Genomic DNA, 26930 nt, shown 5'->3' with positions numbered 1-26930 from the left:
GACATTAGAACAGAGGGGACAGAAAGGACCTGAAGAAGTGGAGCTAAAAGCTTTCTGGGAAGAAAGCTGCTTCGGAAGCATAAGCTTACCTTTATCACCGGATTTTCCCCTTGAAGAAGGGGATCAAAAAGTCTCTGGGGATAAGAGCGATCGGAAGGTTTTCTGTACCCGAAGTGTTACGTGTTAAACTTATTATTCACCTTAATAAAGATGTATAGGAAGTTGATTGTGATGAATCCATTGAAACGACATGAAAAAATTATGGAGGCTCTGCTGGAGAGGCAGGAAGTCACTGTCAGTGATTTGAGTGAACTGTTGCAAGTGACGGGCAAGACCGTGCGGGAGGATCTCGATAAGCTGGAGAGCATGGGATTGCTCGTACGTGTCCACGGGGGTGCCATGCTGGCTCAGAACAATCAGTATGGTATCCTCACGAGCCGCGGGGCTACGGAGAAGCATCATTCAGAGAAAACGGAGATTGCCGAGCGTGCACTCGCTTATATACGTCCTGGAGATATCGTTGCGCTGGACGGTGGGAGTACCACGCTGGAGATGGCGAAGCGTTTGGACAATCAGCCACTTACGGTGGTCACCAATGATCTGTTCATTATTGCAGAGCTGACCAAAAAGGAGCAGGTGCGCCTGGTTGTTCCGGGTGGGGCCCGAGTACGGAATATGCTGGTTGGAGACGACACGGCGGCTTTTATTTCCGATCTTAACATTCATAAAGCCTTTATATCCACGACAGCCCTTCATCCGGAATTTGGACTTTCCATCTACACAGGAGATCTGGTTCCTTTGAAAAAGGCAATGATTTCTGCCTCTCAGCAGGTATACGGCGTCGTGGATCATTATAAATTTGGGCAATTTGCGCTTCGTACCTTTGCGCACTGTTCAGAATTGGACTGCATTATCAGTGACAGCCGTCTGGATGAGGAGATGGCTGCCTTGTACAAGCAGAGCGGTGTCACAGTGGATTACCAGAGTTAACCTCATTCATATTTCATGGAATTAAAGAAACGGACAAATCTATTGTTTGCATATCAAACCATGCGGAGGAATCATTCATGAACCCATTTGATTTAAGCGGACAAGTAGCACTGGTGACAGGCACTTCGGGAGGACTTGGACAAGGGATGGCGATTGGTCTGGCAGAAGCGGGTGCTGATGTTGTGCTGGTCTCCTATTCCAAGCCTGCGGAAACGGCAAGTGCGATTGAGGCACTTGGGCGCAAAGCTTATGTGATTGAAGCGGATCTCAGTCGTGAAGATGAATTGCCAGCTGTGTTCGAACAGGCACTGGCATTCCAGGGCAGAATTGATATTCTGGTCAACAATGCGGGAATCATCCGCCGCACGCCTGCGGCTGATCATGGACAACAGGACTGGCACGATGTGATCGGACTGAATCTCAATACGGTATTTTTCTTAAGCCAATTGGCTGGCAGACATATGATTGAACGTGGAAGCGGCAAAATTATTAATATTGCATCGATGTTGTCCTATCAAGGTGGAATCAATGTGCCAGGGTATACAGCCAGTAAACATGGCGTTGCCGGTTTAACCAAAGCACTCGCCAATGAATGGGCAGGAAAAGGCATTCAGATTAACGGGATTGCTCCAGGTTACATGGAAACCGATAATACAACCCAGATCCGTGCGGATGAGAATCGTTACCGGGACATCACGGCCCGTATTCCTGCTGGACGTTGGGGTACACCGGAAGATCTGAAAGGTCCGGTTGTTTTTCTGGCATCGGCAGCTTCGGACTATCTGAATGGTCATGTGCTGAATGTCGATGGCGGCTGGATGGCACGTTAATCGCTTGATGACCGGATTTGCATAAGGAGGCAGTGACATGAAACTTGGTATTCTGGCACATACATTTGGCAAGCAGCCTACAGCCCAGCTTGCGCAGACGATTGCGGATAACGGATTCAATTCCGTACAGCTGGCGCTTGCCAAAGCATTATCAGATGTGGACTCATCGAATGGCAAGCTGAGCCCTGGGCTGGCGAATGAGATCGGAGATCAATTTGCACAGCGCGGGGTAAAGATCGCGGTACTCGGCTGTTATATTAATCCGATTGATCCTGATCCTGTGCGCCGACGTGCGGATATGGATCGATTCAAGGAGCATCTGCGTTATGCCCGGGATTTTGGTTGCAGCATGGTGGCCACGGAGACTGGGGATCTGGATACGTATCGCGATACTCATCCGGATGGATATGAAGAACAGGCTTGGACGGTGTTGCGGGAGACGGTTGAGGAACTGGCGGAAGAGGCAGAAAAGTGGGGCGTTCATGCGGCGATTGAGCCGGTGGCTACCCATACTCTTCATACGCATGAACACATGACACGTTTGTTTGAAGAGATTCCTTCATCCAATCTGGGTATGTTGTTCGATCCATGTAACCTGATCAAGCAGCCGCATGTGGCTGATCAGTCCGCATTCCTGCGTGAAGTGATGGAATCCCTATATCAGCGCATGATTGTCATTCATGCCAAAGACGTGGCTTTCAATGCACAGGGTGAGAAGTTCAATCCGGTGCCCGGCGAGGGCATTCTGGATTATCCGTTATTTTTTGAACTATTGAAAACCTACAAACCACACATCGATATTTCCCTGGAAGGGGTAACCGCTGAAGAAGCGGTGCCTGCAGCCAAGCATTTACGCGAAGTATGGAGTAGTGTTCGGGTGTAACTGGTAAAAAGCATTACCGATGCTCTGCGGAAATGATGGCAACAAACCCAAAAAACCTTTGCGGTGGAAGCAAAGGTTTTTTGGGTTATAACGGTCTTATCGTATACATCCTTAATATTTCTCATCGGAAAAATCGGAAATAGTTCTTTTCAAAAGCGACATCTTGTGAGAGAATATGGAAAACATACGCCACCATGACATGACATCCAGGAAAGTGACAACGTATAAGTTAAGGGAGGAAACAGATTTATGTCAAACGAACGTGAGCTTTCATTTGAAACATTGGCAATCCATGCAGGCCAGGAGATTGATCCGACTACCCACGCACGTGCTGTACCGTTGTACCAAACAACATCCTACGGATTCCGTGATACGGAGCATGCAGCCAATCTGTTTGGATTGAAAGAGTTTGGCAATATCTATACCCGTCTGATGAATCCAACATCGGATGTGTTCGAACAGCGTATTGCTGCATTGGAGGGAGGCGCTGGTGCATTGGCTACGGCTTCCGGTCAGGCAGCGATCACATTCTCCTTGCTAAATATAGCAGGTGCGGGTGACGAGATTGTTTCCTCAGCCAGTCTATATGGGGGGACATATAATTTGTTCTCGACTACACTCCCGAAATTGGGACTGGATGTGAAGTTTGTAGATTCCAGTGATCCTGAGAATTTCCGGGCCGCGATTACGGAGAAAACGAAAGCGTTATACGCCGAAACCATTGGTAATCCGCAAGGAAATGTACTGGATATTGAAGCGGTGGCAGCCATCGCTCATGAACATGGTATTCCTTTGATTGTAGACAATACGTTCCCGAGTCCATATTTGCTACGTCCAATAGAGCATGGAGCGGATATTGTTGTTCATTCGGCAACAAAGTTTATCGGTGGTCACGGTACATCCATCGGTGGTGTTATTGTGGATAGCGGCAAATTCGACTGGAAAGCCAGCGGCAAATTCCCGGGATTGACGGAACCGGATTCCAGTTATCATGGTGTGGTATATACAGAAGCCGTTGGGCCAATTGCTTACATTATCAAAGCACGGGTACAACTGATGCGTGACCTCGGTGCGCCGATCTCCCCATTTAATTCATGGTTGCTGATTCAAGGACTGGAGACGCTGCATCTGCGTGTGGAGCGTCACAGCACCAATGCACTGGCTGTCGCGCAATATCTGGAGAAGCATGAGGATGTGCAGTGGGTAAGCTATGCAGGGTTACCAAGCCACCCGTCCTATGAACTGGCACAGAAGTATTTGCCGAGAGGCCAGGGAGCGATTCTGACCTTTGGGATCAAAGGTGGAGTAGAAGCGGGACGCAAACTGATTGAAAATGTCAAACTGTTCTCTCACCTTGCGAATGTAGGTGACTCCAAGTCACTGATTATTCACCCGGCGAGTACAACGCACCAACAGTTGTCAGAGGAAGAGCAGATTGCAGCAGGCGTTAAGCCAGAGCTGATTCGTGTATCTGTAGGTACAGAGAATATTCAGGATATCCTCTATGATCTGGAGCAAGCGATTAAGGCCAGCCAACAGGCAAGCGTTGGGGTATAATCCGAAACGGGATAAGATGCACAACTAAAATAGATCGACAAAAAGCCGTTATCCTTAGGGATAGCGGCTTTTTGTCGATCTATCGAATACTGGGAAATACCCATTTACAAATGCACGACACAGGCATATAATAAAGCAGAAGTTGCATTGAGTAAAAATAATTGCATTAGTACAAAAATGATTATCATTCTCATTCAAAATGATTCAAAAATCATTCAATAACCATGCTGCTGCGGGATTCCCGCAGCAGCATGTGTCATTTTTAGGGCATTAACAATGGCTCTCATTCTCAATACGACTTCAATACAGGGCTATGGATACAGCAAAATGCAGTCCAAAACTAAAGACTCGACATTCAGAAAGGATAGTGATTCATATGCAAGCGATACATCAACCCATTCAAAATCAAGCGCAAGCTGAACAACGTCCAGCCAATACACCTGGTCCGGGCAGGGGACGCAAACCGGATTTTCGGGTCATGCTGCGCAACAAGGAGATGCAAGCTGCTCTGGGCAGTGGACTTTTAATGCTTATTGCCTGGGGTACAGCATCATGGTCCAATCCTTTATCCGTAATCTTGTATATTGTTGCTTATGCGATAGGTGGATGGACCAAGGCCAAAGAAGGCATAGAGACCCTGGTCAAGGACCGTGATCTTGATGTGAATCTGCTCATGATTGCAGCATCGCTGGGAGCGGCAGCCATTGGCTACTGGAATGAAGGAGCGATGCTAATCTTCATTTTTGCGTTAAGCGGGGCGTTGGAAAGCTATGCGACGGAGCGCAGTCATAAAGATATTTCCTCACTGCTGGCGCTTAAACCGGAAACGGCGCTGCGTATTGAAGAGGGTCAGATGAACGTGGTAGTCATTGATGATCTGAAACCCGGAGATTTGTTACTGGTCAAACCGGGCGAGTTGGTACCGGCAGATGGTGTAGTGTACCGTGGAAGTTCTTTTATCAATCAGGCCTCGATTACTGGAGAATCTCTGCCTGTAGACAAAACTGCTGGTGACGAAGTATATGCGGGGACTGTGAACGGCGAAGGGGCTCTGTATGTGGAGGTAACCAAATCAGCAGAAGGATCACTGTTTGGCAAAATCATTAAACTGGTGGAAGAGGCACAGGCGGAAGTACCGGACTCGCAGCGCTTCATAGAACGATTCGAGGGAATATATGCCCGTATCGTTGTGGCTGTGACGTTATTGGTTATCGGGGGTGCGCCGTTACTGCTTGGATGGACATGGGGCGAGGCATTTTACAAAGCCATGGTCTTTCTTGTTGTAGCTTCGCCCTGTGCTTTGGTTTCTTCCATTATGCCGGTGATGTTATCAACCATGTCCAGCAGTGCCCGCAGGGGTATCCTGTTCAAGGGAGGTGCACATGTGGAGAACATGGCTCAGACCCGGGTGGTTGCTTTTGATAAAACGGGAACGTTGACGATGGGCACACCACAGGTGACGGATATTGTAACTGCCGAAGGATATGACCGGACACAGCTGTTGGCTGCCGCAGCCTCCATTGAGAATCTATCGATGCATCCGTTGGCTCGTGCGATTGTGGAGCAGGCAACCCATGAGGACATTATATTTCCCGTGGCAGAGCAGGTACAGGCTGTGACAGGTTGGGGGATTGAGGGTACGATAGACAGTGTTCTCTGGAGAATTGGTAAAACGGATGAATTGGATTCAGCGGATGTCCGTGATAAAGGTAACGCCTACGATGCTGAGGATGGTTTGGACAACGACGAGATACAGGCTCCTTTCGTATGGCATGATAGAAGTGTTCAACTTCAGCGAGAAGGCAAGACTGTATCGGTTATTACAGCGAATGGGGAATATGCAGGTCTAATTGCCATGCGGGATACGGTTCGGCCGCAAGCCGTGGCAGCAGTGAAGAAGCTGGAAGCCATGGGTGTGAAGGTAGCCATGCTGACAGGTGATAGATCCGAATCGGCAGCAGTGATCGCTCGTGAGACAGGTGTAAGCTTGGTGTATGCAGGCCTGTTGCCAGAAGACAAAGTGAAGCAAGTGCATAGGCTGCGTGAACAGTACGGGCAAGTGCTGATGGTCGGAGATGGTGTTAATGATGCGCCTGCACTTGCGGCAGCAACGGTAGGCATGGGAATGGGCATGTCGGGAAGTGGTACGGCACTGGAAGTCGCTGATGTTGTACTGATGAACGATAATATTGAAGAAATAGCCTGGGTGATCATGCAGGCACGCCGAGCACAAAGAACAGTGAAACAAAATATGTTTTTTGCTATCACGGTTATTTTGGCACTCATCGCAGGGAATTTTCTACAAGACATTGCATTACCATTGGGTGTGGTAGGGCATGAAGGCAGCACGATTCTTGTCATTCTGAACGGACTTAGATTGCTTCGCTAATGAGACATAATGCAGTTTACGTTTGGGTGCGTCCTCACTCAATTGAACCAGCTCAAGCACACCCCATTGCAGCGTTTGAACCTCAAGTCAGCGGGTAATGATTCGAAGAGACGATTCCACCAGGCATTCTGAACGAAACAAACTTAGGGATCGTTATTATTAACCTAACCATGATCTTTACAGGCGATCCCTGTAATTTCATGGAATCTTCATTTGTGGCTAAAAAAAGAACCCGTTCGGCAGCTTCTGGCTGTCCGTTCGGGTTCTTTATGTTGTACTTATAAGGGATACCGCATCGTACTTTAAGTATTCATTCTTCATTAGAATAGTTCAGTCAGACTGATCATCGTGATGAGCCCGAGCAAAAAGGAGACCGTCGCGGCACGCGCATTACCATCGCCATGACTTTCGGGAATCAATTCCTTGTACACGATGAACATCATCGCACCCGCTGCAAAAGCCAGGCCATATGGGACTAAACCGGATACCAGACTGCTTAGTGTGTAACCAATCATGGCCGTAACAATTTCTACCGCTCCGGTCAGTGTGGCAATACCAAGGGCCTTGAAGCGGCCAATGTTCTGATTCACAAGGAAGAGAGCGACCAAGAATCCTTCAGGTGCATTCTGCAATCCAATGGAAAATGCAATGAGATTACCGAGGCTTGCATCTGTGCTTGCATAACTTACACCTACCGATAATCCTTCGGGCAGGTTATGCATCGTGATCGCTGCAATGATCATGAAGGCTTTGGCTTCAATTTTGAAAGGCATCTTCTCGGGATTCTCCAGATCCACATGTGGAATCTTCATCTCCAGCACCAGCAGGACCATGCTGCCAAGCATGATACCAACAGCGAGTACAAGCAGATTGGATTGGTCGAGCGCTTCGGGTATGAGATTGTATACCGAGGCTGAAGTCATGATGCCTGCTGCGTATGCCAGCAAAATATCACGCAGACGGTGTGATACTGTGCGCATAAATAGAATAGGTACGGCCCCGAGGCCAGTAGACATGGCTGAGATAAAGCTGCCAATGAGTGCATCGTTCATGCTTCCATTTTCCCTCCTGATGAAGACTTCTTCATAATCGCTGCCGAGCATTGACACTGTACATAAAAGAGATCATAATGAACAACAGATTAGAATAATTATAAATTAGAATTCCGTTTCTGCATAGGGCAATTATCATAACTGGCAGTTCATGTGGACATGATGTAGGCTTTTGTTTTAGTGTATGCAAAAGTATTTACTTTTGATGCCCGAGAGCCCAACCTTTTTGCAGAACCCGGGGGAGGAACTATACATGTATAAATCTATTATTATTGGAACAGGCCCAGCAGGGCTGACAGCAGCAATCTATCTGGCACGTGCCAACTTGAACCCACTCGTTATTGAAGGGCCACAACCTGGTGGTCAACTGACAACAACAACTGAGGTGGAGAACTTCCCAGGTTTCCCTGACGGCATCATGGGTCCTGAACTGATGGACAACATGCGCAAACAAGCAGAGCGTTTCGGTGCTGAATTCCGTACAGGCTGGGTGAACAACATCGATATGAGCGAGCGTCCATTCAAGATTCAGGTTGAAGGCATGGGTGAACTCGTAGCAGAAACCTTGATCCTGTCTACAGGTGCATCTGCCAAATACCTTGGTATTCCTGGCGAAGAAACGAATGTGGGTCGCGGTGTCAGCACATGTGCAACATGTGATGGATTTTTCTTCCGCAACAAAGAAATCATCGTTATCGGCGGTGGCGACTCTGCCCTTGAGGAAGCCAGTTTCCTGTCCCGTTTTGGTTCCAAAGTTACTCTTGTACACCGTCGTGAAGAACTGCGTGGCTCCAAAATCATGCAGGATCGTGCACGCAGCAACGAGAAAGTGGAAATGGCATTGAACCGTACCCCGCTTGAAGTAATCGCTGGTGATAATGGTGTAACTGGACTAAAAGTATTGAACAACGCAACGGGTGAAGAAGAAATCATTCCGGCTAGCGGTGTATTCGTAGCGATTGGTCACACGCCAAACACCGGATTCCTGGGCGGACAGATCACTACGGACGAACACGGTTATATCCTGACTACACCAGGCACATCCGAGACGAACATCCCAGGCGTATTCGCATGTGGTGACGTTCAGGATACACGTTACAAACAAGCGATTACAGCTGCGGGTAGCGGATGTATGGCTGCCATGGACACAGAGAAATACATTGAGAGTCTGGAGCATAGCACAGTCGTTCTGTAAGGGAAAGCTGCTTCTGATCAATAGACTATATAAATTGAAATATACATTTACACGAGAACAGAGAGGACAGAAATAACCTGAAGAAGCGGAGCGTTCGCCTTTATCCCCGGATTTTCCCTTTAAAAAAAGGGAATCAAAAAAATCTGGGGATAACAGCGATCAGAAGGTTGTTCTGTCATCGGAGTGGCAAGTATAAATATTCTTTAGTTCAATTTATATAGTATATAAAAACCATATGAGGTGAATTAAACATGGAAAACGTAATTGTATATACATCAACGAACTGCCCGAACTGTAAATCCGTAAAGAGCTTCCTAGCAGACAAAGGCATCTCTTATGAAGAGCGTAACATTGAGACAAGCGATGAATTCGCACAACAAGTATGGGACATGGGTGTACGTGCCGTGCCTCTGACTGTTATTGGTGAACACCGCATTTTGGGTATGAACAAAACCCAATTCGCCAAAGCACTGGACGCTTAAATCAGGCTGATCATCTGGAATATTTTTGCGATGAATGAGAGATTCGATTCAAATGCAATTCCGGTTTTCGCGAGCCGTTAGCATATAGAAAGAACCGTACCCGACCTAAACTGTACCCTATGTAAAGGACATTTCTAAAAAAGACCTACATGGCCCGAAGAAGGTGATCTCTGTATTCTACAGGGGTCATCCTTTTTAAGTTCCATTGGTATCTGTAGTGGTTGTAGTAGGTCATATATGATTTAATTTCTCGTTTGACTTCTTCCAGTGTGGTGCAGTCCTTCAGCAATACTTCATCCTTAAAATGACCAAAGAACGACTCCTGCGGAGCGTTATCCCAGCAGTTCCCTCGTCTGGACATGGATTGTCCAAAGCCCATACGTTTCACTTTCTTCTGAAAATCCGGATGGGTATAGTGGGTACCTTGATCCGAATGAATGAACGCGTCTTTGGTCTTCTTCCATCTTCGATTCTTCTGTAAGTGAAGCAACGTATTTGTCGCGAGATCCATGGTAATTCGTTCCGACACATGGTAAGCCAGAATTTCATTGGTGGAGCTGTCCTTGATGGTGGACAGGTAGGCTCGTTTCCCTTTTCCATAAGTTAAGTAGGTAATATCGGTTAGAAGCACTTTGCCCGGCACGCCCTGTTTGAAGTTACGTTGTAACAAGTTAGGCACGGTCCGATGTTCGTGGGTCGCCTTCATCATTCGCTTGTACGGATTGGCCTTTCGAATAGGACATACGATACTATATTTCTTCATGATTCTTCGGATTCGCTTGAGGTTCCAGACGATTTGAAACTTTCCCTCCAGTGTCATCTTGATGGAGCGTGCACCTTTGTAGCGCTTTTTAAAATGGAAGGCCCGGCTGACGTGAACGCGCAACTCTTCATCGGCCTGTTCGCTCCGATGGCGTCTGTGGATGGCTGGAGCGCTAAAGTAGCGGTAGTAGCCGCTTTTAGAGACACCTGCGACCTCGCACAAAACACTCACCATCCGCCTTAGATGGTATTTCTGAATCACGAATCGAATCAATCTGTATCGAAGACCAGGCACTAGTTTTACTCGTGGTTCCACCCCCGTTCGGCCATCCGAATCTTTTTTAAGAGTTCATTCTCTGCTTGGAGCAAACGAATCTGCGCTTCGAGTCTCGCGTTCTTCTCATCCAAGGTTAATTCTCGCTTTAAAGGTCTTCCTGAATGCTTGCCTCTTGCATCGTGTAAACCTAAATCGCCCTGCTCTCTGTATCTGGCTCTCCACCGTTTGGCAGCGGCTTCGATGCGAGTCATTCCAACGATCTCCGCATCCAACCCACAGGACTCAAAAATGTCTCTGGGCGGCTTTCCTTGCTGATTCGATGCAATAAAGAGTTGCTTGAACTCGTCTGTATACGTAATCCCTTTGGTCGATACGGACTTTACATATGGGTTTTTTGAAAGTTGTTTCATTTCTCGATCTGTAAACATTTTTTTACTCATCAGCTTATCTCCATCCTCGTCTCGTTCGTGGCATACAACAAAAATACCCCATAGAGAGACTTTTTTCAAAGTGTCTACTCTATAGGGTACAGTTTAACCGGGTACGGTTTTTTGTGCGTTTTCTCCGAGTGAATCGAACGGATCGGTAGCTAATGCGGGTATCCAAAAAAGGAGGCGCCAGTAGCGCCTCCTTTCTCATCTTTTCATCAAAGGTTGTCTAAACATAAGATTCACTGCACGTCTTCCATCTAAAAAAAGATACTCATAAAAGTCTGAAACACAACATACACCAGCAATCCTGACAGCATGTACATGAAACCAGCCTTCTTTTTGCTCTGAAACAATCGAAGTATGCCCAGGCTGAACAGCGGCGCAAGAACAATCAGGAATAGGAGTACGGTGACAAACATTTGCGCCGAGATATCTGAAGTATCCACGTAGGTCACGAATTTTCACTCCGTTTCGTTATCGGAATTAACACAGTGACATTCATGCCACCATGACAAAAATCACATAACCCCATTATACCTCTGGATTTCTTTAACAAAAAGGGAGGAAATGGGGCGAATTGATGTCAATTTTCATCCGTTTTTAGACTGAAACCCTTATTTTTCCTAGAAACTGGGAAATCGCAGAGTAAGCGGCACCAACACGCGTGGATCGACTGCCCAGAGCAGCCCATTCAATCTGCAAACTGCGGCGATGATATGGCAATGTCCGTTCTTCCACCACTTGTTTCAGAGCCGTTTCAATCCAAGGACCTGCTTCCGAGAGAGGCCCCCCAATAATGATCCGCTCAGGGTTGAAGCTGTTAACGATGTTGGTAATGCCAACACCCAGTTTGCGCCCGATTCCTTCGTACAGATCGAGTACGGCTTCATGACCTTGCTGTGCATAATCAATCAGTTCCTTAGTGGTATGAGCTGGCAGAAATAATTGATGATCCGGGTGCTCATAGGCTTTCTCCGAAGCATACAACTCCCAACAGCCACGATTACCACAGGAGCAAGGTCTGCCTTCCGCTTCAATGGACATATGACCTGTTTCTCCAGCATATCCCCAGGCCCCTTTATACAATTCACCATCCACCATAATGCCTGAACCAATTCCGATGCCAGCACTAATATAGATTAAGTGACGAACTCCGATGCCTGCACCAAAATTCAATTCCCCGTGAGCGCCTGCATTGGCTTCATTGTCGATCGTTACGGGCAGTTCAAACGCTTCTTCAAGCATGGAGCGCAGCGGGATCTTTTCCCATCCCAGATTGGGTGCAAACAGGACCGTTCCTGCCTCGTCCACCATGCCGGGTACCCCAATACCAATGCCAATCACACCGTGGGGGGACGGAGGAGCAGCCTGAATCAGATGTTCTGCCGCAAGTTTTAACTGTTTAAAGACAGAAGACACCTCATGATTCTCAAGCTGCACGGCGTATTCTGTGATGATATGACCTTCGAGGTCTGTCAGTACACCCTTCAAGTGGGTTACGCTGAGCTCCAGACCTACGGCATACCCCGATGTTCCTCGAAATAGCAACATTAATGGTTTGCGCCCACCACTGGATTCTCCAGGGCCAATCTCTTGTAGAAGTTCATCATTGATTAGATCGGAGACAAGGTTGGATACCGTCGCTTTGTTAAGTCCTGTTATTTCAGACACTCTCGCGCGGGAAAGAGGGGCATGACGTCGGATCGTATCCAGAACGATCGACTTGTTTATTTTTTTGACCAGCATCTGGTCTCCGGTAATTTTCATATCCATTAAGGCACTCCTATTCTTCTTATAAAAGGGGTTCTGCCCCGCTTAAATTGCTTAAGCTATTCGACTATTATAGCGTAAACAAACGCACAAAAAAAATTTTATTTTTACTTTGTTTAACCGATAGACAAAGTCGAAATGGTGTGTTAGGATAACGTTGTAAACGATTTCTTTAAAACTATTGAGGAGGCATTTTACATGGCCTATTTTGAATCCGTTAATAAAATTGCATTTGAAGGTAAAGATTCCAAGAATCCATTTGCTTTTAAACATTATAATCCCGAAGAGGTTGTCGCCGGCAAATCCATGGAAGAGCATTTCCGTTTCGGCATGGCTTACTGGCACACATTAACTGCAGGCGGCAGTGACCCGTTCGGTGCAGAGACAGCTGTTCGTTCTTGGGATAAATACTCGGGGCTGGACCTCGCGAAGGTGCGTGTGGAAGCGGCATTTGAATTTTTGGAAAAAATGAATCTTCCGTTCTTCTGTTTCCATGATGTAGACATCGCACCAGAAGGCAACAACCTGCGTGAATTCTACAGCAACATCGATACAATCGTTGATCTGATTGAAGATCACATGAAATCCAGCGGCAAAAAACTGCTCTGGAACACGGCGAACATGTTCTCTAACCCACGCTTTATGTTTGGTGCAGCTTCCACTTGCAACGCAGACGTGTATGCTCACGCTGCAGCACAAATCAAGAAAGGTCTGGAAGTCGGTAAACGTCTGGGCGCTGAAAACTATGTATTCTGGGGCGGTCGTGAAGGATACGACACGTTGCTGAACACAGACATGCAACTGGAGCAAGACAACATTGCCCGCATGTTCCACATGGCTGTAGACTACGCGAAGGAAATTGGCTTTGACGCACAATTCCTGATCGAGCCTAAACCGAAAGAGCCAACGAAACACCAATATGACTATGATGCAGCAACTTCCATTGCATTCTTGCAAAAATACGGTTTGGACAAACATTTCAAACTGAACCTGGAAGCCAACCATGCGACACTGGCTGGTCATACATTCGATCACGAAATCCGTGTAGCCCGCACAAACGGCATGCTCGGTTCCCTCGATGCAAACCAAGGCGACATGCTAATCGGTTGGGATACGGATGAGTTCCCGGTTGATATGTACGATGCGACATTGACCATGTACGAAGTACTGAAAAACGGAGGTATCGGCCGTGGTGGTGTGAACTTCGACGCTAAAGTACGCCGTGGTTCCTTCGAAGCTGACGATCTGTTCCTGGCACACATCGCAGGTATGGACACGTATGCTAAAGGTCTGAAAGTCGCTGCCAAATTGATCGAAGATCGCGTGTTCGATGAATTCATCGAAAAACGTTACAGCAGCTTCAGCGAAGGTATTGGTGCAGATGTGGTTGCAGGTAAAGCAACACTTTCTTCCCTTGCTGAGTATGCACTGAACAACGAAAACCCACGCAAAAACCAATCCGGACGTCAGGAATTGCTGAGAGCACAGCTTAATCAGTACATTCTGGCTGACTAATACAGGTTAGGCGGTATTTATGGATGTACACCATCCATAAGTTTCGCATGTAGTTACGCGTGTGTATGCGTATTAGTGAAGCATTCACACCAGCCTAGCCCAAGCTTGTACCACGGAACGCCTGAACAAGCATGACATTCGGACCGTCCCCGACTTTCCCATGGGAAGGCGGGGGCGGTTTTTTGACACCCGAGCCAATGATGCACGAGTGACCTACATGCGTATCAAGGTCATTGGATCAATCTTTCCGCTATAAAAACGAGTACGTTTTAACTGTTTTGATATAAATGTTTGTCTAAGATGTTGCAGGCAGAACGGAGTGAGCAGAAAGGACCCGAGGAAGCGGAGCGTGCGCATTTATCCCCGGATTTCTCCCTTGCTAAAGGGAATAAAGGAAATCCGGGGGTAACGGCGATCCAAGGGTTTTCTGATCACGGAGTGACCACATGAGCATCAAGGTTTCATTTATACAATCCTGTTACAAACGAGAGGAGTTAACACATGAGTTACGTAATTGGTGTCGATCTGGGAACAAGCGCGGTGAAGACAGTACTGGTTAACCGCGAAGGGAAAGTGGCGTTTGAAGCATCCGAGGCATACCCGCTGTACCAGCCCAAGGCAGGATACAGTGAACAGAATCCCGAGGACTGGGTAGAGCAGACCATTGTCTCCCTGCGCAAATTGCTGGAGGTGTCCGGCGTACAGCCTTCGGAAATCGAAGGTCTGAGCTTCTCCGGCCAAATGCATGGACTGGTGCTGGTAGATGCCGAGGGCAAACCGCTGCGTAACGCCATTCTGTGGAACGATACACGGACAACAGCCCAGTGCCGCCGCATTGAGAACGTGTTGGACGACAAATTGTTAAGCATTGCCCGCAACCGTGCGCTTGAAGGCTTTACACTGCCGAAGATTCTGTGGGTACAGGAGAACGAGCCGGAGCTGCTGCAACAAGCAGCCTTGTTCCTGTTGCCGAAGGACTATGTGCGTTATCGCCTGACAGGAGATTATGCCATGGATTACTCGGATGCAGCGGGCACCTTGCTGCTGGACGTTGCTGGCAAGCAGTGGAGCAAAGAGATTGCGGAAGCTTTTGAACTGCCGATCTCCCTTTGTCCACGTCTTGTGGAGTCATTTGAGGAAGTGGGAACGTTGCTGCCAGAGATTTCCGATCAAACAGGACTTGCAGCATCAACCAAAGTATATGCCGGCGGTGCGGACAATGCATGCGGAGCCATTGGCGCAGGTATTCTGAGTGAAGGACAGACGATGTGCAGCATCGGAACATCCGGGGTTGTGCTTTCCTATGAAGAGCGCAAAGATCTCGATTTTGAAGGCAAAGTTCACTTTTTTAACCATAGTGAGAAAGATGCCTTCTATATCATGGGGGTAACCCTTGCGGCAGGATACAGCTTGTCCTGGTTCAAGGATACGTTTGCTGCGGACAAATCATTTGTTGTGCTCTTGCAGGGTATTGATGCCATTCCGCCGGGTAGCAACGGATTGTTATTCACACCATACATCGTTGGCGAGCGTACACCGCACCCAGATGCGAATATCCGCGGCAGCTTTGTCGGTATGGATGCCGGACACAAGCTGGAGCACTTTGGACGTGCAGTGATGGAAGGAATCACATTCTCCCTGCGTGAGTCCATTGATATTCTGCGTGGAGCAGGCAAAACGGTCAATGAGGTCATCTCCATCGGTGGCGGTGCCAAAAATGAAGCCTGGCTGCAAATGCAGGCCGATGTTTTCAATGCAACCATTGTGAAGCTGGAAAGTGAGCAGGGCCCTGCGATGGGCGCGGCGATGCTGGCGGCATATGGATGTGGCTGGTTCCCAACTATGCAGGAGTGTGCAGCAGCGTTCATTCGTCCGGCCAAATCTTATGCGCCTAACCCCGAAGCGGTGGCGGTGTATGATGAATTGTTTGCCTTGTACCAAGAGGTGTATGGGCAAACACGCAGCCTGAATGACCGCTTGGCAGCGTATCGTTAATCTAAATATTTAGTCAGAGCCAAAGCATCCGCGAAAGCGGGTGCTTTTTTTTCATTGGCTAGGAGAAAATCGCAATGACAAGCTTTTCCTAATGAAAATGCGATGAAAGTCGTGAAATGAACGGGTGTCTGACATAACCATAATCCGGGCCTGCATACATTGAATATAGAGAATCGTAATCTATCAGAGCAGATGCTTCTATACAGATCGTTCAACGGATAAATGGTTCAACCCATTAAAGATCAGGCATATAAAGAAACCAGGGTATACATGTGCTGGGAAGGTTGTTTGGACTGCGTAGGAGGCCAATGGTGAACCATTTGTTCCATGAAGATAGACCGTAGTTGGAATGGGGGTGAAACTTTGGATGAACGAGAGGACAAGGAAAGACCGCATATCACTTTATCCATGATCGTTCGTAATGAGGAGCACAGGTATCTAAGACAGGCGCTGGAGACACATCGGCCCTGGATAGACCGTGCAGTAATCATTGATGACGGAAGCACGGATGGGACCGTAGCCCTGTGCCGCGAATTGCTGGGTAGCATTCCACTCGTATTGGTGGAGAACCCGGCTTCACGTTTTTCCGACGAGGTAAGTCTGCGGAAGCAGCAATGGGAAGAGACGGTAGCGACCGGACCGGAATGGATTCTGAATCTGGATGCCGATGAGATTCTGACGAAAGATTTTGGTGAAGAGCGAAATGAACTACTAAGTGGCAATGCGGACGCCATTTATTTCAGGCTGTTCGATATGTGGAGTGAGACGCATTATCGGGAAGACGAGTACTGGCAGGCTCATGCGTATTATCGACCATTTCTGGTCCGATATCGCCCGGAGTGGAGCTATGAGTGGAAGGAAACACCGCAGCATTGCGGCCGTTTTCCACTAACCATTCAACATTTTGGCTATGGATGCCATGCTCCTCGAGTGAAACATTATGGCTGGGCACGCTTGGAGGATCGGGTACGTAAGTTTGAGCGCTATCAGGTGCTTGACCCAGATGCCAGATACGGTTGGAAGGAACAGTATGAATCCATTCTGGATAGCGAGCCAAGATTGTTACCGTGGTCGGAATAAGGAGAGGGGGATGGAATACCGTTGAGAAAAGACCAGCTACGCAAACCAAGCCGGGAACCCAAGGAAACTCAGGAATCCTTAGAATCCCGTGAACATGAGGATCATCAGGAACCAAAGAAAGAACATATTCTGATTGCAAGTCCAGTTCGGCAGACGGCTCCTGTGCTCCGTGAGTTTCTTGACTCTCTAATTGCCCTTGAGCGAACAACGCTAGAGACCGATTATTTGTTTGTGGACGATAATGAAGAGGAAGCGGCATCCCATATGCTCGGAGAGTTTGTACTTCAGCATCAAGGGACCATTCTTGGAGCAGATGGCGATGACGAAGGTGGCAGCCCGGAGAAGGGAATATACAATAAGGATGAAGGAGGACATTATTGGCGGGATGAACAGATCTGGCGCGTTGCGGGGCTGAAAAATCGTATTCTGGCTTATGCCCGTGAACAGAAGTACGATGCCGTATTCCTGATTGATTCCGATCTTGTCCTGCATCCCCGCTCGCTGGAGCAACTTGTTTCCACCGGCAAGGAGATTGTATCCAATATCTTCTGGACACGCTGGCAGCCGGGTACAAGGGAGATGCCGCAAGTCTGGTTGCAGGATGAGTACGCCCTGTATCGTAAGAGAGGCAAAGCCATCACCGGGCAGGAGACAGAGGACGAAAATACACAGACGGATGCTTTCCTGAGGCAACTGCGCAACCCGGGCTGTTATGAGGTAGGCGGTCTGGGGGCATGTACCCTTATTCGCAGAAACGTATTGGATTCCAGAGTGTCCTTTGATCAGATTCCGAATGTATCCTTCTGGGGGGAGGATCGCCATTTTTGCATTCGTGCCCAAGCGCTGGGCTTCCAATTATACGTGGATACACACTTTCCCGCCTATCACATCTATCGACTATCCGAGTTGCCTGGCGTGGCTGCTTTTAATCGCAAGTCGAGACGTGGAGAAGAGACCATCAGTATTTCGTTATGTATGATCGTGAAAAATGAAGAGGCTTCCCTCGCCAGATGTCTGGATTCGGTTAACGGCATTGCAGATGAGATTGTGATTGTCGATACGGGCTCGACGGATCAGACTCGTCAGATCGCCGCTCGCTATACAGAACGCATTATCGACTTTGAGTGGGTGGATGATTTTGCAGCGGCACGGAACTTTGCTTTTGAACAAGCAACATGTGAATATATATTATGGCTGGATGCCGACGATGTGTTTGAACCGGATGACCGGGTGAAGTTCATTGAGCTGAAACGTTCCCTTGACCCAGCTGTGGACAGTGTAACAATGGATTATAATCTGTCCTTTACAGCGGAGGGCCGAGTGGCCTACAGTCTGCGGCGAAATCGGCTGGTCCGCCGGGATCGAAATTTTCGCTGGATTGGTGCAGTGCATGAATATTTGGAAGTGGCAGGACATCTGCTGCATAGTGACGTGGCAGTTACACATAAGAAGGATAAGGAATATACAGATCGCAATCTAAAGATTTACCGCAAACGGGAAAAGGCCGGAGAAGAATTCTCCCCGCGTGATTTATACTATTTTGGAAACGAGCTGAAAGATCACGCAGAGTATGCTGATGCGGTGAACTATTATGAGAAATTCCTGGACACCGGACTGGGATGGGTGGAGGATCAGATTGCAGCCTGCCAGAAAATGGCCGATTGTGAAGCCGCGCTTAAACGTTCGCAGCAGGAAGTCTCGGCGTTACTGCGATCATTCGCTTTTGATTTACCGAGGGCAGAGATCTGCTGCCGTTTGGGAGGGTATTTTGCCGACCGTGAAGATTATCGCAAAGCGATATTCTGGTATGAACTGGCGACCCGGGCTACACGCCCAACAGATCCAATGGTTGTACTGAATGAAGCCGCCTGGACGTGGATGCCACACCTACAGTTATGCGTGTGTTATGACCGGATGGGCAATCGGTTAAAAGCGAAGGAGCATAATGATATTGCTTTGACGTACCATCCCACACATCCGAGTATGCTGTATAATGAACGTTACTTTAAGGACCTGGAGAAGGAAAGTATTCTGGAAAACGCTTAGAGCAGGTATACATGTTTGGAACCGTAGGTATAGGCATTAGTAGTACAGTTAACTGTGACGGTAACCTCCTTTTATGAAGAAGGAGTGGGCGCAAAGTGCCACTTACATAAAAGGAGGTTATTGACGTCTTAGGACTATAAGGGTTATTATAGATACATTAAGTCTATTATAGAGGAGGAAATGACATGAAATATACCAAAGCTACCAACTACGCCCTGCACACGATGCTTTTTCTTGCGGCATCCAAATCAGATAAACCAGGGGGTGTGCAGCAGCTTGCAAAGTGGCAGAACGTTTCACCCACCTATCTGTCCAAAATTTTAACGATATTGACAAAGGAGGGCATGATTCATTCTTCATCTGGTGCCCATGGCGGATACACACTTCAGGAAAAGTGGGAGGAACTTACGTTTTTGGACATCATACAGGCCATTGAGGGTAAAACATCTTTATTTGATTGCTGTCGCCATCATAAACAGGGATGTTTGATTCAGGAAACGATGATTCTTGCGGAAGCGCAGATGGAAGAAGTGCTTCAAAATCAGAAATTATCTTCTATTGCCAGTAAAATATCAATGGTGCAATGAATATTTTTTTGTGTATATAATAGATATAGATTGTCTTTTATGTCTTCGAATAAACTTTGCTTACGATTGTAACCGGAAGATTTTGCACTCTACACTTTATAAATTAAGGAGACTGAAATGAATTCATTCATCATTTATTTATTGGCATTAGGAGCTTTTGTTGTAGGCACAGCCGAATTTGTCGTCTCTGGCGTCCTGGATATCATCGCCCGCGATCTGCAGGTATCCATCTCATTAGCGGGACAATTGGTCACCGCATATGCGTTATCTCATGCCTTAGGAGCATGGGCACTGGTCATGCTGACTTCCAAATTTCAACGTAAAAAAGTGCTTCTCTATTCGATGCTCATTTTTATCGTGGGAAATATCATTGCATTCTTTAGTATGAACTTCGGCATGCTTATGTTCTCTCGCATCGTATTGGCTATGAGTGGTGGTCTGTATTTTGTCATAGCCACGAACTATGCCGCAAGGCTGGCCCCTTCTGGTAAGCAGGGTAGCGCCATTGCAACTGTCATTACAGGATTTACCGTATCGTTGGTATTAGGTGTGCCGATCGGTACCTTCATTGCTGCCTATATGGATTGGCACTATGTTTATATCATGATTGCAATCATCGCATTTGTTAATTTCATGCTGTTGTATCGATTTATTCCGCGAATGGAGGGCAACCCGTCTCTCTCCCTGAAGCAACAATTGTTCATTATCAAAGATAAAAAGGTGATCACTGGATTATTAACGACTGTATTCTGGATTCTGGGCTACACCCTGGTATTTGCCTATATCGCTCCACTTTTAAGCTCGGTAGCCGATTTTTCGATAGAGATGATTAGTACCGCGTTACTTGTATTGGGGGTATTTGCATTCATAGGTTCTCGTCTTGGTGGTTATGCGGTGGATCGATGGGGACCTGTTCGCACGATTCCAATCAGTTTGATTATTCACGCTGGCGCCCTCTTTATTTTGCCAATCACAGCAGGCTCCACTATAGGTGTTCTTCTGACCATCATGATTTGGGGAACCGCTGCCTGGATCACAACTCCTGCAAATCAGTTTTATTTGATTACATTGAGACCGCAGTCTTCTGAAACAGTCCTCAGTTACAATACGGCAGTAATGAACATAGGTATGACTCTCGGTGCCGGATTGGGAGGTGTGATTGTGAAATACAATTCCGTGCAGAATTTGGGATGGATTGGCGGTGCGGTCCTGCTGCTGGCGCTGGCGATTGCCCTTGTTTCCTTCACGTTGACTACAAAGCCAAGTTCAAACTCACAACCTCTATAAAGGGAGAAGTGAATATTGGATCAATGTATTTCATCCAGGGGACGATATGCTTTACAATAGTAATTAACGGAAAAGCGGTGATAACGAATACTTGTCTTCGGCTGCCGAATCTATGAAATAAGGGGAAGTTGGCATGAATCTGACGGAAGTATTATTGGAATCGAGACTGGTGGCTATCGTTCGTGGTATTAGCCGGGAATCTGCTCTGGCGGCAGGGCAGGGAATGACAGATGGAGGAATCCGTCTGATGGAAGTGACACTTAACACACCGGGGGCACACGATATTATTGCAGACTGGCGTGAACGACATGAGGGGAAAGCTTATATCGGAGCAGGTACGGTACTGAATGTGCAGATGGCCAAAGAAGCGGTCACAGCGGGGGCTCAATTTCTGGTGTCTCCGAATGTCGATCTGTCCGTTATTGAATATGCTGTAGAACATGGCGTGGAGATCTGGCCTGGAGCGATGACGCCAACGGAGATTGTGGCTGCTTATGAAGCGGGAGCACGGGTGGTAAAGCTGTTCCCTATGGCGAGTCTGGGCATCCCATATTTACGGGAAATCAAGGCTCCACTGAATCATATTCCGCTTCTTGCAACAGGCGGAGCCACCCTGGATAACATTGCGGAATATTATGCTGCGGGTGCCGCGGCAGTGGGTCTTGGAAGTGCACTTTTGCCGCGTGAAGCACTTACAGCAGGAAATGATGAGCTGATTGCCGCTTGCACACGTGCATTTGTGGAAGTCGCACAAATCAAGAGTTGAATTAATGTTCTGTTAATCATGCTGCCGTATGATGGAGTTATGCCATACACCGGAGAGGAGTGACGCCCAGTGAAAGCTAAAACAATGATTGGCGGCATGATTGCTGTTGCAGCGGTTACGGCGGGCGGGTTATGGAAGGCAGCCGTAAAAAGTCAGACACCCAAAAAGATCCCGATTACGATCACACCACCGATGCCTTTTGAAGACGTAACCTTTGATAGTGGCGGTGGGCGGGTACACGGCTGGTTCATTCCGGCGGAGGCTAATGTCCCGAAACCTTGGCCGCTGATCATTATTGCACATGGCTGGGGTTCCAATCGTTCACGAGTTCTTCGCTATGCTCGCCCCATCTGGGAAGCAGGGTATGCCCTGTTCATGTATGATGTTCGCAGCCATGGTGCCAGTGATCCGGTCAAAGCGGCCTCAGCTTACCTGTTTCGTGACGATCTGTTAGCCGCTCTACAGTATACGTCGTCACGTCCGGAAATTGATCCTGCTGCGATTGGTGTGCTAGGGCACTCCCTGGGCGGGCTAGGGACGATTCTGGCGGTGACTGAAGGTATTCCTGTATCAGCGGTGATCACGGACTCAATGCCATCCCAATTCGAAGTTATTGTCAGTTCGGAACTCAGGCGCCGGCGTTTGCCGTTGTTTCCGCTTGCGCAGCTGATTCCGCGAATCTGGTTCTGGCGGCTTGGTGAATCGCTGAAGACGTATCGCCAGCGCGATCCGGTGATGTTGCTGAATGAACGGCGTAAGGGCATACAACTGCCGATGCTTATGGTTCATTCAACAGGAGACAACTTTATTCCCCCGAGTGAACTCGAATATTTTCTGTCCAAAGCTGATCCTCCTGTGGAACATCTGTGGGTCAATAGTGGAGGGCATAGCTGTTCCGAAGAAGATCCTGCATTTTGGGATACAGTCATTCCATTCTTGAAAAATGTTGTAAAGGTGCAGGCTCAGTCAAATGAACCCGTTGTGCCGAACGTCAAAATAGATTAAATTCAGCCAACTTCATGCGCAGATTGATCGTTGAAACGCCAACCCGGTTGGCGTTTTTTGCTGTTCAAGAGTGATTTGCAAAAATTCTCATTTGTAAAATTGTTGGGAAAACGACGATTAAAAAGGAAGCTTATGGTATCATGGAATAGACTGACCATATTCATGCGAGGTTTATTTGGCATGCATCTTTGTATGAAATTGAAGGGAGAGGTCCAGATTTGAGCTTTAATTGGAATATGAATGTACGATTCAAAATGTTTACAGCCAAAGTGGCTACAGCAGCCATGGCAACATTGCTTCTGGCATCGCAGACGCCAGGATTTGCAGGTAGTGCGTCGGCAGCGACAGCGGAACAGGTAATCAAAGTCGCAGCGGGGGAAACAGAACAACCACTTAACGTAACAGACAACGAGGTGCCTGAAGGAGCCAACATCTCCTCCAAGCAAGCCAGCGAGAATATACTGAACTTATTTCCATTGTTAAAAAAGGCGAAGATCTCATCTTCACGATTCGATTCACCCAACTCTTTTCCTCCACCGGATTATAAGGCGTGGGATATTGAATTTGAATTGCGTGAAGGAAACCGTTCCACTGGATTCAGCGCAACAGTACATGCGGGCACAGGGGAAGTGCTGAGTGTACATCTGCCTTCTGAATTGGTGGAAAAGCAGTCCTCCGATTCGCAGACGAAATTGACGAGAACCGAAGCGAAAAAGCAGGCTGATGAGTTTCTGTACAAGGCCATTCCGAATTTGAAAGAAGATGGTTTTGTTGCTGTTGATGAACTGTATGTAGACCAAGCGCAGCAATCCCTGTTTGGCCGCACAGAGTATACGTACAGCTACCAATTGAAGCATGAAGGCGTGTTATCCGATGCTGAAACAGCCTACATAAGTGTGGATCAGAGTGGCTTGGTGACTGGATATTCGCGCGGAACCATAGCAGCTGAATATCCATCCTCGAAGGCAGCCATCTCAGCAGATCAGGCTCAGCAGAAGTTCGAAGAAGAGTTCGATATTCAGCTTGCCTATATCAGTGAAGAACGCTTCTCTTCCCGCAAGGGCCAGAAGTATTACTTGGGATACATGCCGAAGAATTCCAGTGTTACAGCACTTGATGCAAATACACTGGAGCGGATCAACAATGTAACAGGTGAAGCCATTGCCCAGGATCTGGTCAAGGAGGACAAACCTTTGAAAGGCAGTGTGGCTGCTTTTACACCGAATACAGGACAGAGATTAAATGTACAGCAGGCAGAGAAGCTGGTCCAAAAGAATTTTAATATACCGGAAGGTTATCAATTGGATTATAGCCAGCTAAGCAAAGGCAATGTGGCGAGTCCGAACAATCAGGTCTGGAATCTGAGCTGGAGCAATCGCAATGCGAGTGCGTCCTACATGTTTATGAGAGATATCTCGGCACAGGTGGATGCAGCAACCGGACAGATTTACAGTGTACACATCTATCAGCGAATGATGCCGGGTATGGAGCAGGAGAAACAGGAGAAGCCCAATGCGGAAGCGAAAGGCAAATCCGTAACTAAATCTCAGGCCGAAAAGCTGGCTATCAACACCGTCATTGCACTTATCCCGGATGCGGGCAAACAATTCAGACTGTCAACGGTGCTTGAATTGGAAGGAGCACGTACGTTTGTGTTCCAGCGGTATCTGAATGGGATTGCAGTTAAGGATGATACGGTGCAAGTACAAGTATTACATGATGGGACGATCAATGAATTCTATACCATGATTGCTGCAACACCCGAGCAATTGCCGACGGATGTCGAACCAGCTATCCGTTATGAAAAGGCCAAAGCGACCTACCTTGAGGAACTCAAATTGATTCTCGTCTATTCACATTACGGAGGTTTTGGCATGGGCAACGGGGAATCCGTTCCTGTCGGGGTAAAACTTGCCTACATGCCTACCCTCACGGGTAGTCCGTTGGCTGGCCTGTATAAAGTACTTGATGCAAACACAGGTGAGTGGAAGTCAATGTACGGCAACACAGGTGGAGCCGTCCAGGTTCCAATCAGCGATATTACGGGACATGCCGATGAAACTGCTCTTCAGAACATGGTGGAGCATGGTGTGCTTCTTGCAGATGAACAGGGACGTGTCTTCCCGGACCGGGTCATTACCAAGGGTGACTGGTTCACTTATCTGGCCAGAGCCGTTAATCCCAATATGAATGTGTATTACAGCGGAGATGGGGAAGGCAATCTGTATGCTGACATTACCCCGGAAAGCCCTTATTATCAAGCGGTGCGTACATTAATCGATCAGCGCTGGTTAGCGGACGCCGATCCCGAATCGAAATTGAATCCAGAAGAGGAGATGACTCGTGAAGAGTTGGCCGTATTGCTCGTGCGCATATTACGTTATGAGAAATTAGCCGGGTTTTACACGCTGCCATCCGATCTTCCCAATTTGGCAGATGCAGGTGCCATCAACAATAAGGGAGCCGTCTCCTTAAGTCTGAAATTGGGATTGTTGCCTTCAATTGAAGGACGTTTTATGCCTGCACGAAAAGTGACTGTTGCCGAAGCGGCACAAGTATTGGAACGACTGGCCAAGCTTCAGGGCAAGACGGATACCTTCATGAACGGAAATCGCTTGTATTGATTGAAGTGAGTTGAGTTGAGTTGTCATAAATGCCCGGAACAATCATAAGCTGAGGATAACGGGTAGATTTCGTTTTAATTTGCTAAGACAGGGGACCTTCTGTGGAAGGTCTCTTTTGATTCTTTTCGACAAAACTAGAAGGCTGATGTCAGACCCATTTGTGATACAATGAGGCATGAGATATTTGCGAAGAGAGGTGGTATCCTTTCATGGGCAAGAACGGGAAACGAGTCATTACCATATTGCTGACGGGCTGTCTGATTGCTGTAGCGTTACCACGTACGGTTGATCTGGATCAGCTTTATGCTGCATCGGGAACATCAGATAGATCCACCACTACGTTAACCACGACTACGGAATTGCGTCAGACCTTGCTTACCGCAATGTCACAGCGAACGGCGGAACTTGTTTTTACATACAAAGGCAATGTGAAAGGCCTAAAAAAACAGTTGCAGATTTCCATCGATGAAGCAATGACCAGTGATCCCTATATCCAATATACCGTCAAAAGTTATGCGTTTAATTATAAAGGTTCCAATGTATCGGCCGAAGTACATGTGAATCTCTCCTATCGGGAGACGAAGGAGCAGACCGATGTTGTGAATCGTAAAGTAACAAACGTATTGAAGGAAATTATCACACCTGGCATGACGAATCATGAGAAGGTCAAAGCCATCCACGACTGGATTGTGCTGAACCTTTCCTACGATACCTCTCTGCAAAAATATACGGCGTACGACGGTCTTGTTACAGGCAGTACCGTATGTCAAGGATACTCACTGCTGGCTTACCGGATGCTGGAGCGGGTGGGCATAGACAACCGAATTATCGAAGGCACGGCTGGGGAACAGCTGCACGCGTGGAATATCGTCAAACTGGATGGCAAGTGGTACCACATGGACACGACCTGGGATGATCCTACTCCTGACCGCAAAGGAAAGGTTAGCCATAGTTATTATTTGCTGAGCGACGTTGAAATGGCGCGAGACCATGTTTGGACAGGCAAAGGCAAATATCCTGCCTCGCCAGACCCGTATCGGGATGCACTGCTCAAGCTGGTGAAGACCAGTGGTAGCAAGGCCGCAGCATACCAGAAGCTCTACCACTCCCTGGATTATTCCTTGTACGATGAACAGGATGCGGTCAAGGGTCATGCTGCGCTAAAGACCAAGGTTCAAAGCGTGCTGAAGGAAGGTGGGACCTCGCTAACGTTCAGATACAAGGGTACAGAGGCAGGACTGATTGAAGATTTACAGGATTTGTATGAGCTTGGCATGAAATCGATATCGTATTATGTGTCCAACATGGAAAACACAGCCGATTTGCGTGTGAAAATAAATTGGACATTATGATGTTAGAATGTACTTACATTTTATAAATGTGACACCCCTTATGGTGATCAAGGAC

The 26930-nt window shown here is 47.6% G+C and carries 21 protein-coding genes; 17 read left to right on the top strand and 4 right to left on the bottom strand.

Annotated features, from left to right (window positions below):
• Positions 1 to 231: 231 nt before the first annotated feature.
• The 5 genes from ACR32F_RS27640 (at position 232) to ACR32F_RS27620 (ending at position 6649) form a co-directional block, all read left to right on the top strand.
• Complete coding sequence (locus tag ACR32F_RS27640) at positions 232 to 990, top strand: DeoR/GlpR family DNA-binding transcription regulator (protein WP_440112740.1); 759 nt, start codon at positions 232 to 234, stop codon at positions 988 to 990.
• Between the two features lie 77 nt (positions 991 to 1067).
• Positions 1068 to 1820 (top strand): 2-dehydro-3-deoxy-D-gluconate 5-dehydrogenase KduD, encoded by a 753-nt coding sequence (kduD, locus tag ACR32F_RS27635; protein ID WP_440112739.1) that lies wholly within the window; start codon positions 1068 to 1070, stop codon positions 1818 to 1820.
• A gap of 37 nt (positions 1821 to 1857) precedes the next feature.
• Entirely contained in the window at positions 1858 to 2703 is an 846-nt protein-coding gene (locus ACR32F_RS27630) for a sugar phosphate isomerase/epimerase family protein (protein ID WP_440112738.1), read from the top strand.
• A 249-nt stretch (positions 2704 to 2952) separates the two neighbouring features.
• Positions 2953 to 4260: a homocysteine synthase gene (locus tag ACR32F_RS27625; protein ID WP_440112737.1), complete on the top strand. Its 1308-nt coding sequence runs from the start codon at positions 2953 to 2955 to the stop codon at positions 4258 to 4260.
• A gap of 376 nt (positions 4261 to 4636) precedes the next feature.
• On the top strand, positions 4637 to 6649 hold the full coding sequence (locus ACR32F_RS27620) for a heavy metal translocating P-type ATPase (protein ID WP_440112736.1): 2013 nt from the start codon (positions 4637 to 4639) through the stop codon (positions 6647 to 6649).
• Between the two features lie 320 nt (positions 6650 to 6969).
• Here ACR32F_RS27620 and ACR32F_RS27615 read toward each other — a convergent pair whose 3' ends face one another.
• Positions 6970 to 7701 carry a ZIP family metal transporter gene (locus ACR32F_RS27615; RefSeq protein WP_440112735.1) on the bottom strand — a complete coding sequence of 244 codons (732 nt, stop codon included), beginning with the start codon at positions 7699 to 7701 and terminating at the stop codon, positions 6970 to 6972.
• 253 nt (positions 7702 to 7954) lie between these two features.
• Here ACR32F_RS27615 and trxB point away from each other — a divergent pair, with 253 nt between their 5' ends.
• Both trxB and ACR32F_RS27605 read left to right on the top strand, forming a co-directional pair.
• The gene (trxB, locus tag ACR32F_RS27610) at positions 7955 to 8896 is read left to right on the top strand and encodes a thioredoxin-disulfide reductase (protein ID WP_440112733.1); all 942 of its coding nucleotides are present in this window, start codon (positions 7955 to 7957) and stop codon (positions 8894 to 8896) included.
• 251 nt (positions 8897 to 9147) lie between these two features.
• On the top strand, positions 9148 to 9378 hold the full coding sequence (locus ACR32F_RS27605; RefSeq protein ID WP_024631391.1) for a glutaredoxin family protein: 231 nt from the start codon (positions 9148 to 9150) through the stop codon (positions 9376 to 9378).
• A gap of 145 nt (positions 9379 to 9523) precedes the next feature.
• On the opposite strand, the gene ACR32F_RS27600 is transcribed toward ACR32F_RS27605, so the two are convergent.
• From ACR32F_RS27600 to ACR32F_RS27590, 3 genes are all read right to left on the bottom strand, one after another.
• Positions 9524 to 10857 (bottom strand): IS3 family transposase gene (locus ACR32F_RS27600; RefSeq protein WP_440108848.1). Its coding sequence is split into 2 segments (ribosomal slippage): positions 9524 to 10453 and positions 10456 to 10857, totalling 1332 coding nucleotides; the frame shifts between segments, so codons are not numbered across the junction.
• A 248-nt stretch (positions 10858 to 11105) separates the two neighbouring features.
• Positions 11106 to 11303 (bottom strand): hypothetical protein, encoded by a 198-nt coding sequence (locus ACR32F_RS27595; RefSeq protein ID WP_017692236.1) that lies wholly within the window; start codon positions 11301 to 11303, stop codon positions 11106 to 11108.
• Positions 11304 to 11448: 145 nt separating this feature from the next.
• Positions 11449 to 12615: an ROK family protein gene (locus ACR32F_RS27590; RefSeq protein ID WP_440120035.1), complete on the bottom strand. Its 1167-nt coding sequence runs from the start codon at positions 12613 to 12615 to the stop codon at positions 11449 to 11451.
• A gap of 201 nt (positions 12616 to 12816) precedes the next feature.
• Here ACR32F_RS27590 and xylA point away from each other — a divergent pair, with 201 nt between their 5' ends.
• The 10 genes from xylA to ACR32F_RS27540 all read left to right on the top strand — a co-directional run bounded on the left by xylA (position 12817) and on the right by ACR32F_RS27540 (position 26875).
• Positions 12817 to 14133 carry a xylose isomerase gene (gene xylA / locus ACR32F_RS27585; protein WP_440112730.1) on the top strand — a complete coding sequence of 439 codons (1317 nt, stop codon included), beginning with the start codon at positions 12817 to 12819 and terminating at the stop codon, positions 14131 to 14133.
• Between the two features lie 501 nt (positions 14134 to 14634).
• On the top strand, positions 14635 to 16128 hold the full coding sequence (gene xylB, locus ACR32F_RS27580; RefSeq protein ID WP_440112728.1) for a xylulokinase: 1494 nt from the start codon (positions 14635 to 14637) through the stop codon (positions 16126 to 16128).
• Between the two features lie 363 nt (positions 16129 to 16491).
• Positions 16492 to 17208: a glycosyltransferase family 2 protein gene (locus tag ACR32F_RS27575; protein WP_440112726.1), complete on the top strand. Its 717-nt coding sequence runs from the start codon at positions 16492 to 16494 to the stop codon at positions 17206 to 17208.
• Positions 17209 to 18183: 975 nt separating this feature from the next.
• Positions 18184 to 19254 (top strand): glycosyltransferase, encoded by a 1071-nt coding sequence (locus tag ACR32F_RS27570; RefSeq protein WP_440120034.1) that lies wholly within the window; start codon positions 18184 to 18186, stop codon positions 19252 to 19254.
• A gap of 185 nt (positions 19255 to 19439) precedes the next feature.
• Positions 19440 to 19841, top strand: a complete 402-nt coding sequence (locus tag ACR32F_RS27565) for an Rrf2 family transcriptional regulator (protein WP_440112724.1) — start codon at positions 19440 to 19442, stop codon at positions 19839 to 19841.
• A gap of 117 nt (positions 19842 to 19958) precedes the next feature.
• Positions 19959 to 21128, top strand: a complete 1170-nt coding sequence (locus ACR32F_RS27560) for an MFS transporter (RefSeq protein WP_440112722.1) — start codon at positions 19959 to 19961, stop codon at positions 21126 to 21128.
• Between the two features lie 133 nt (positions 21129 to 21261).
• Entirely contained in the window at positions 21262 to 21894 is a 633-nt protein-coding gene (locus tag ACR32F_RS27555; protein ID WP_440112720.1) for a bifunctional 4-hydroxy-2-oxoglutarate aldolase/2-dehydro-3-deoxy-phosphogluconate aldolase, read from the top strand.
• A gap of 69 nt (positions 21895 to 21963) precedes the next feature.
• Positions 21964 to 22899 carry an alpha/beta hydrolase gene (locus ACR32F_RS27550; RefSeq protein ID WP_440112718.1) on the top strand — a complete coding sequence of 312 codons (936 nt, stop codon included), beginning with the start codon at positions 21964 to 21966 and terminating at the stop codon, positions 22897 to 22899.
• Between the two features lie 218 nt (positions 22900 to 23117).
• Positions 23118 to 25523: a YcdB/YcdC domain-containing protein gene (locus ACR32F_RS27545; RefSeq protein WP_440112716.1), complete on the top strand. Its 2406-nt coding sequence runs from the start codon at positions 23118 to 23120 to the stop codon at positions 25521 to 25523.
• 209 nt (positions 25524 to 25732) lie between these two features.
• On the top strand, positions 25733 to 26875 hold the full coding sequence (locus tag ACR32F_RS27540) for a transglutaminase domain-containing protein (RefSeq protein ID WP_440112714.1): 1143 nt from the start codon (positions 25733 to 25735) through the stop codon (positions 26873 to 26875).
• The last annotated feature ends 55 nt before the right edge of the window (positions 26876 to 26930 follow it).

Source organism: Paenibacillus hebaui (genome assembly GCF_051934385.1).
GTDB lineage: Bacteria > Bacillota > Bacilli > Paenibacillales > Paenibacillaceae > Paenibacillus.
Note: the sequence above shows the minus strand (reverse complement) of the source record. Positions and strands in the feature narration are given on the sequence as shown.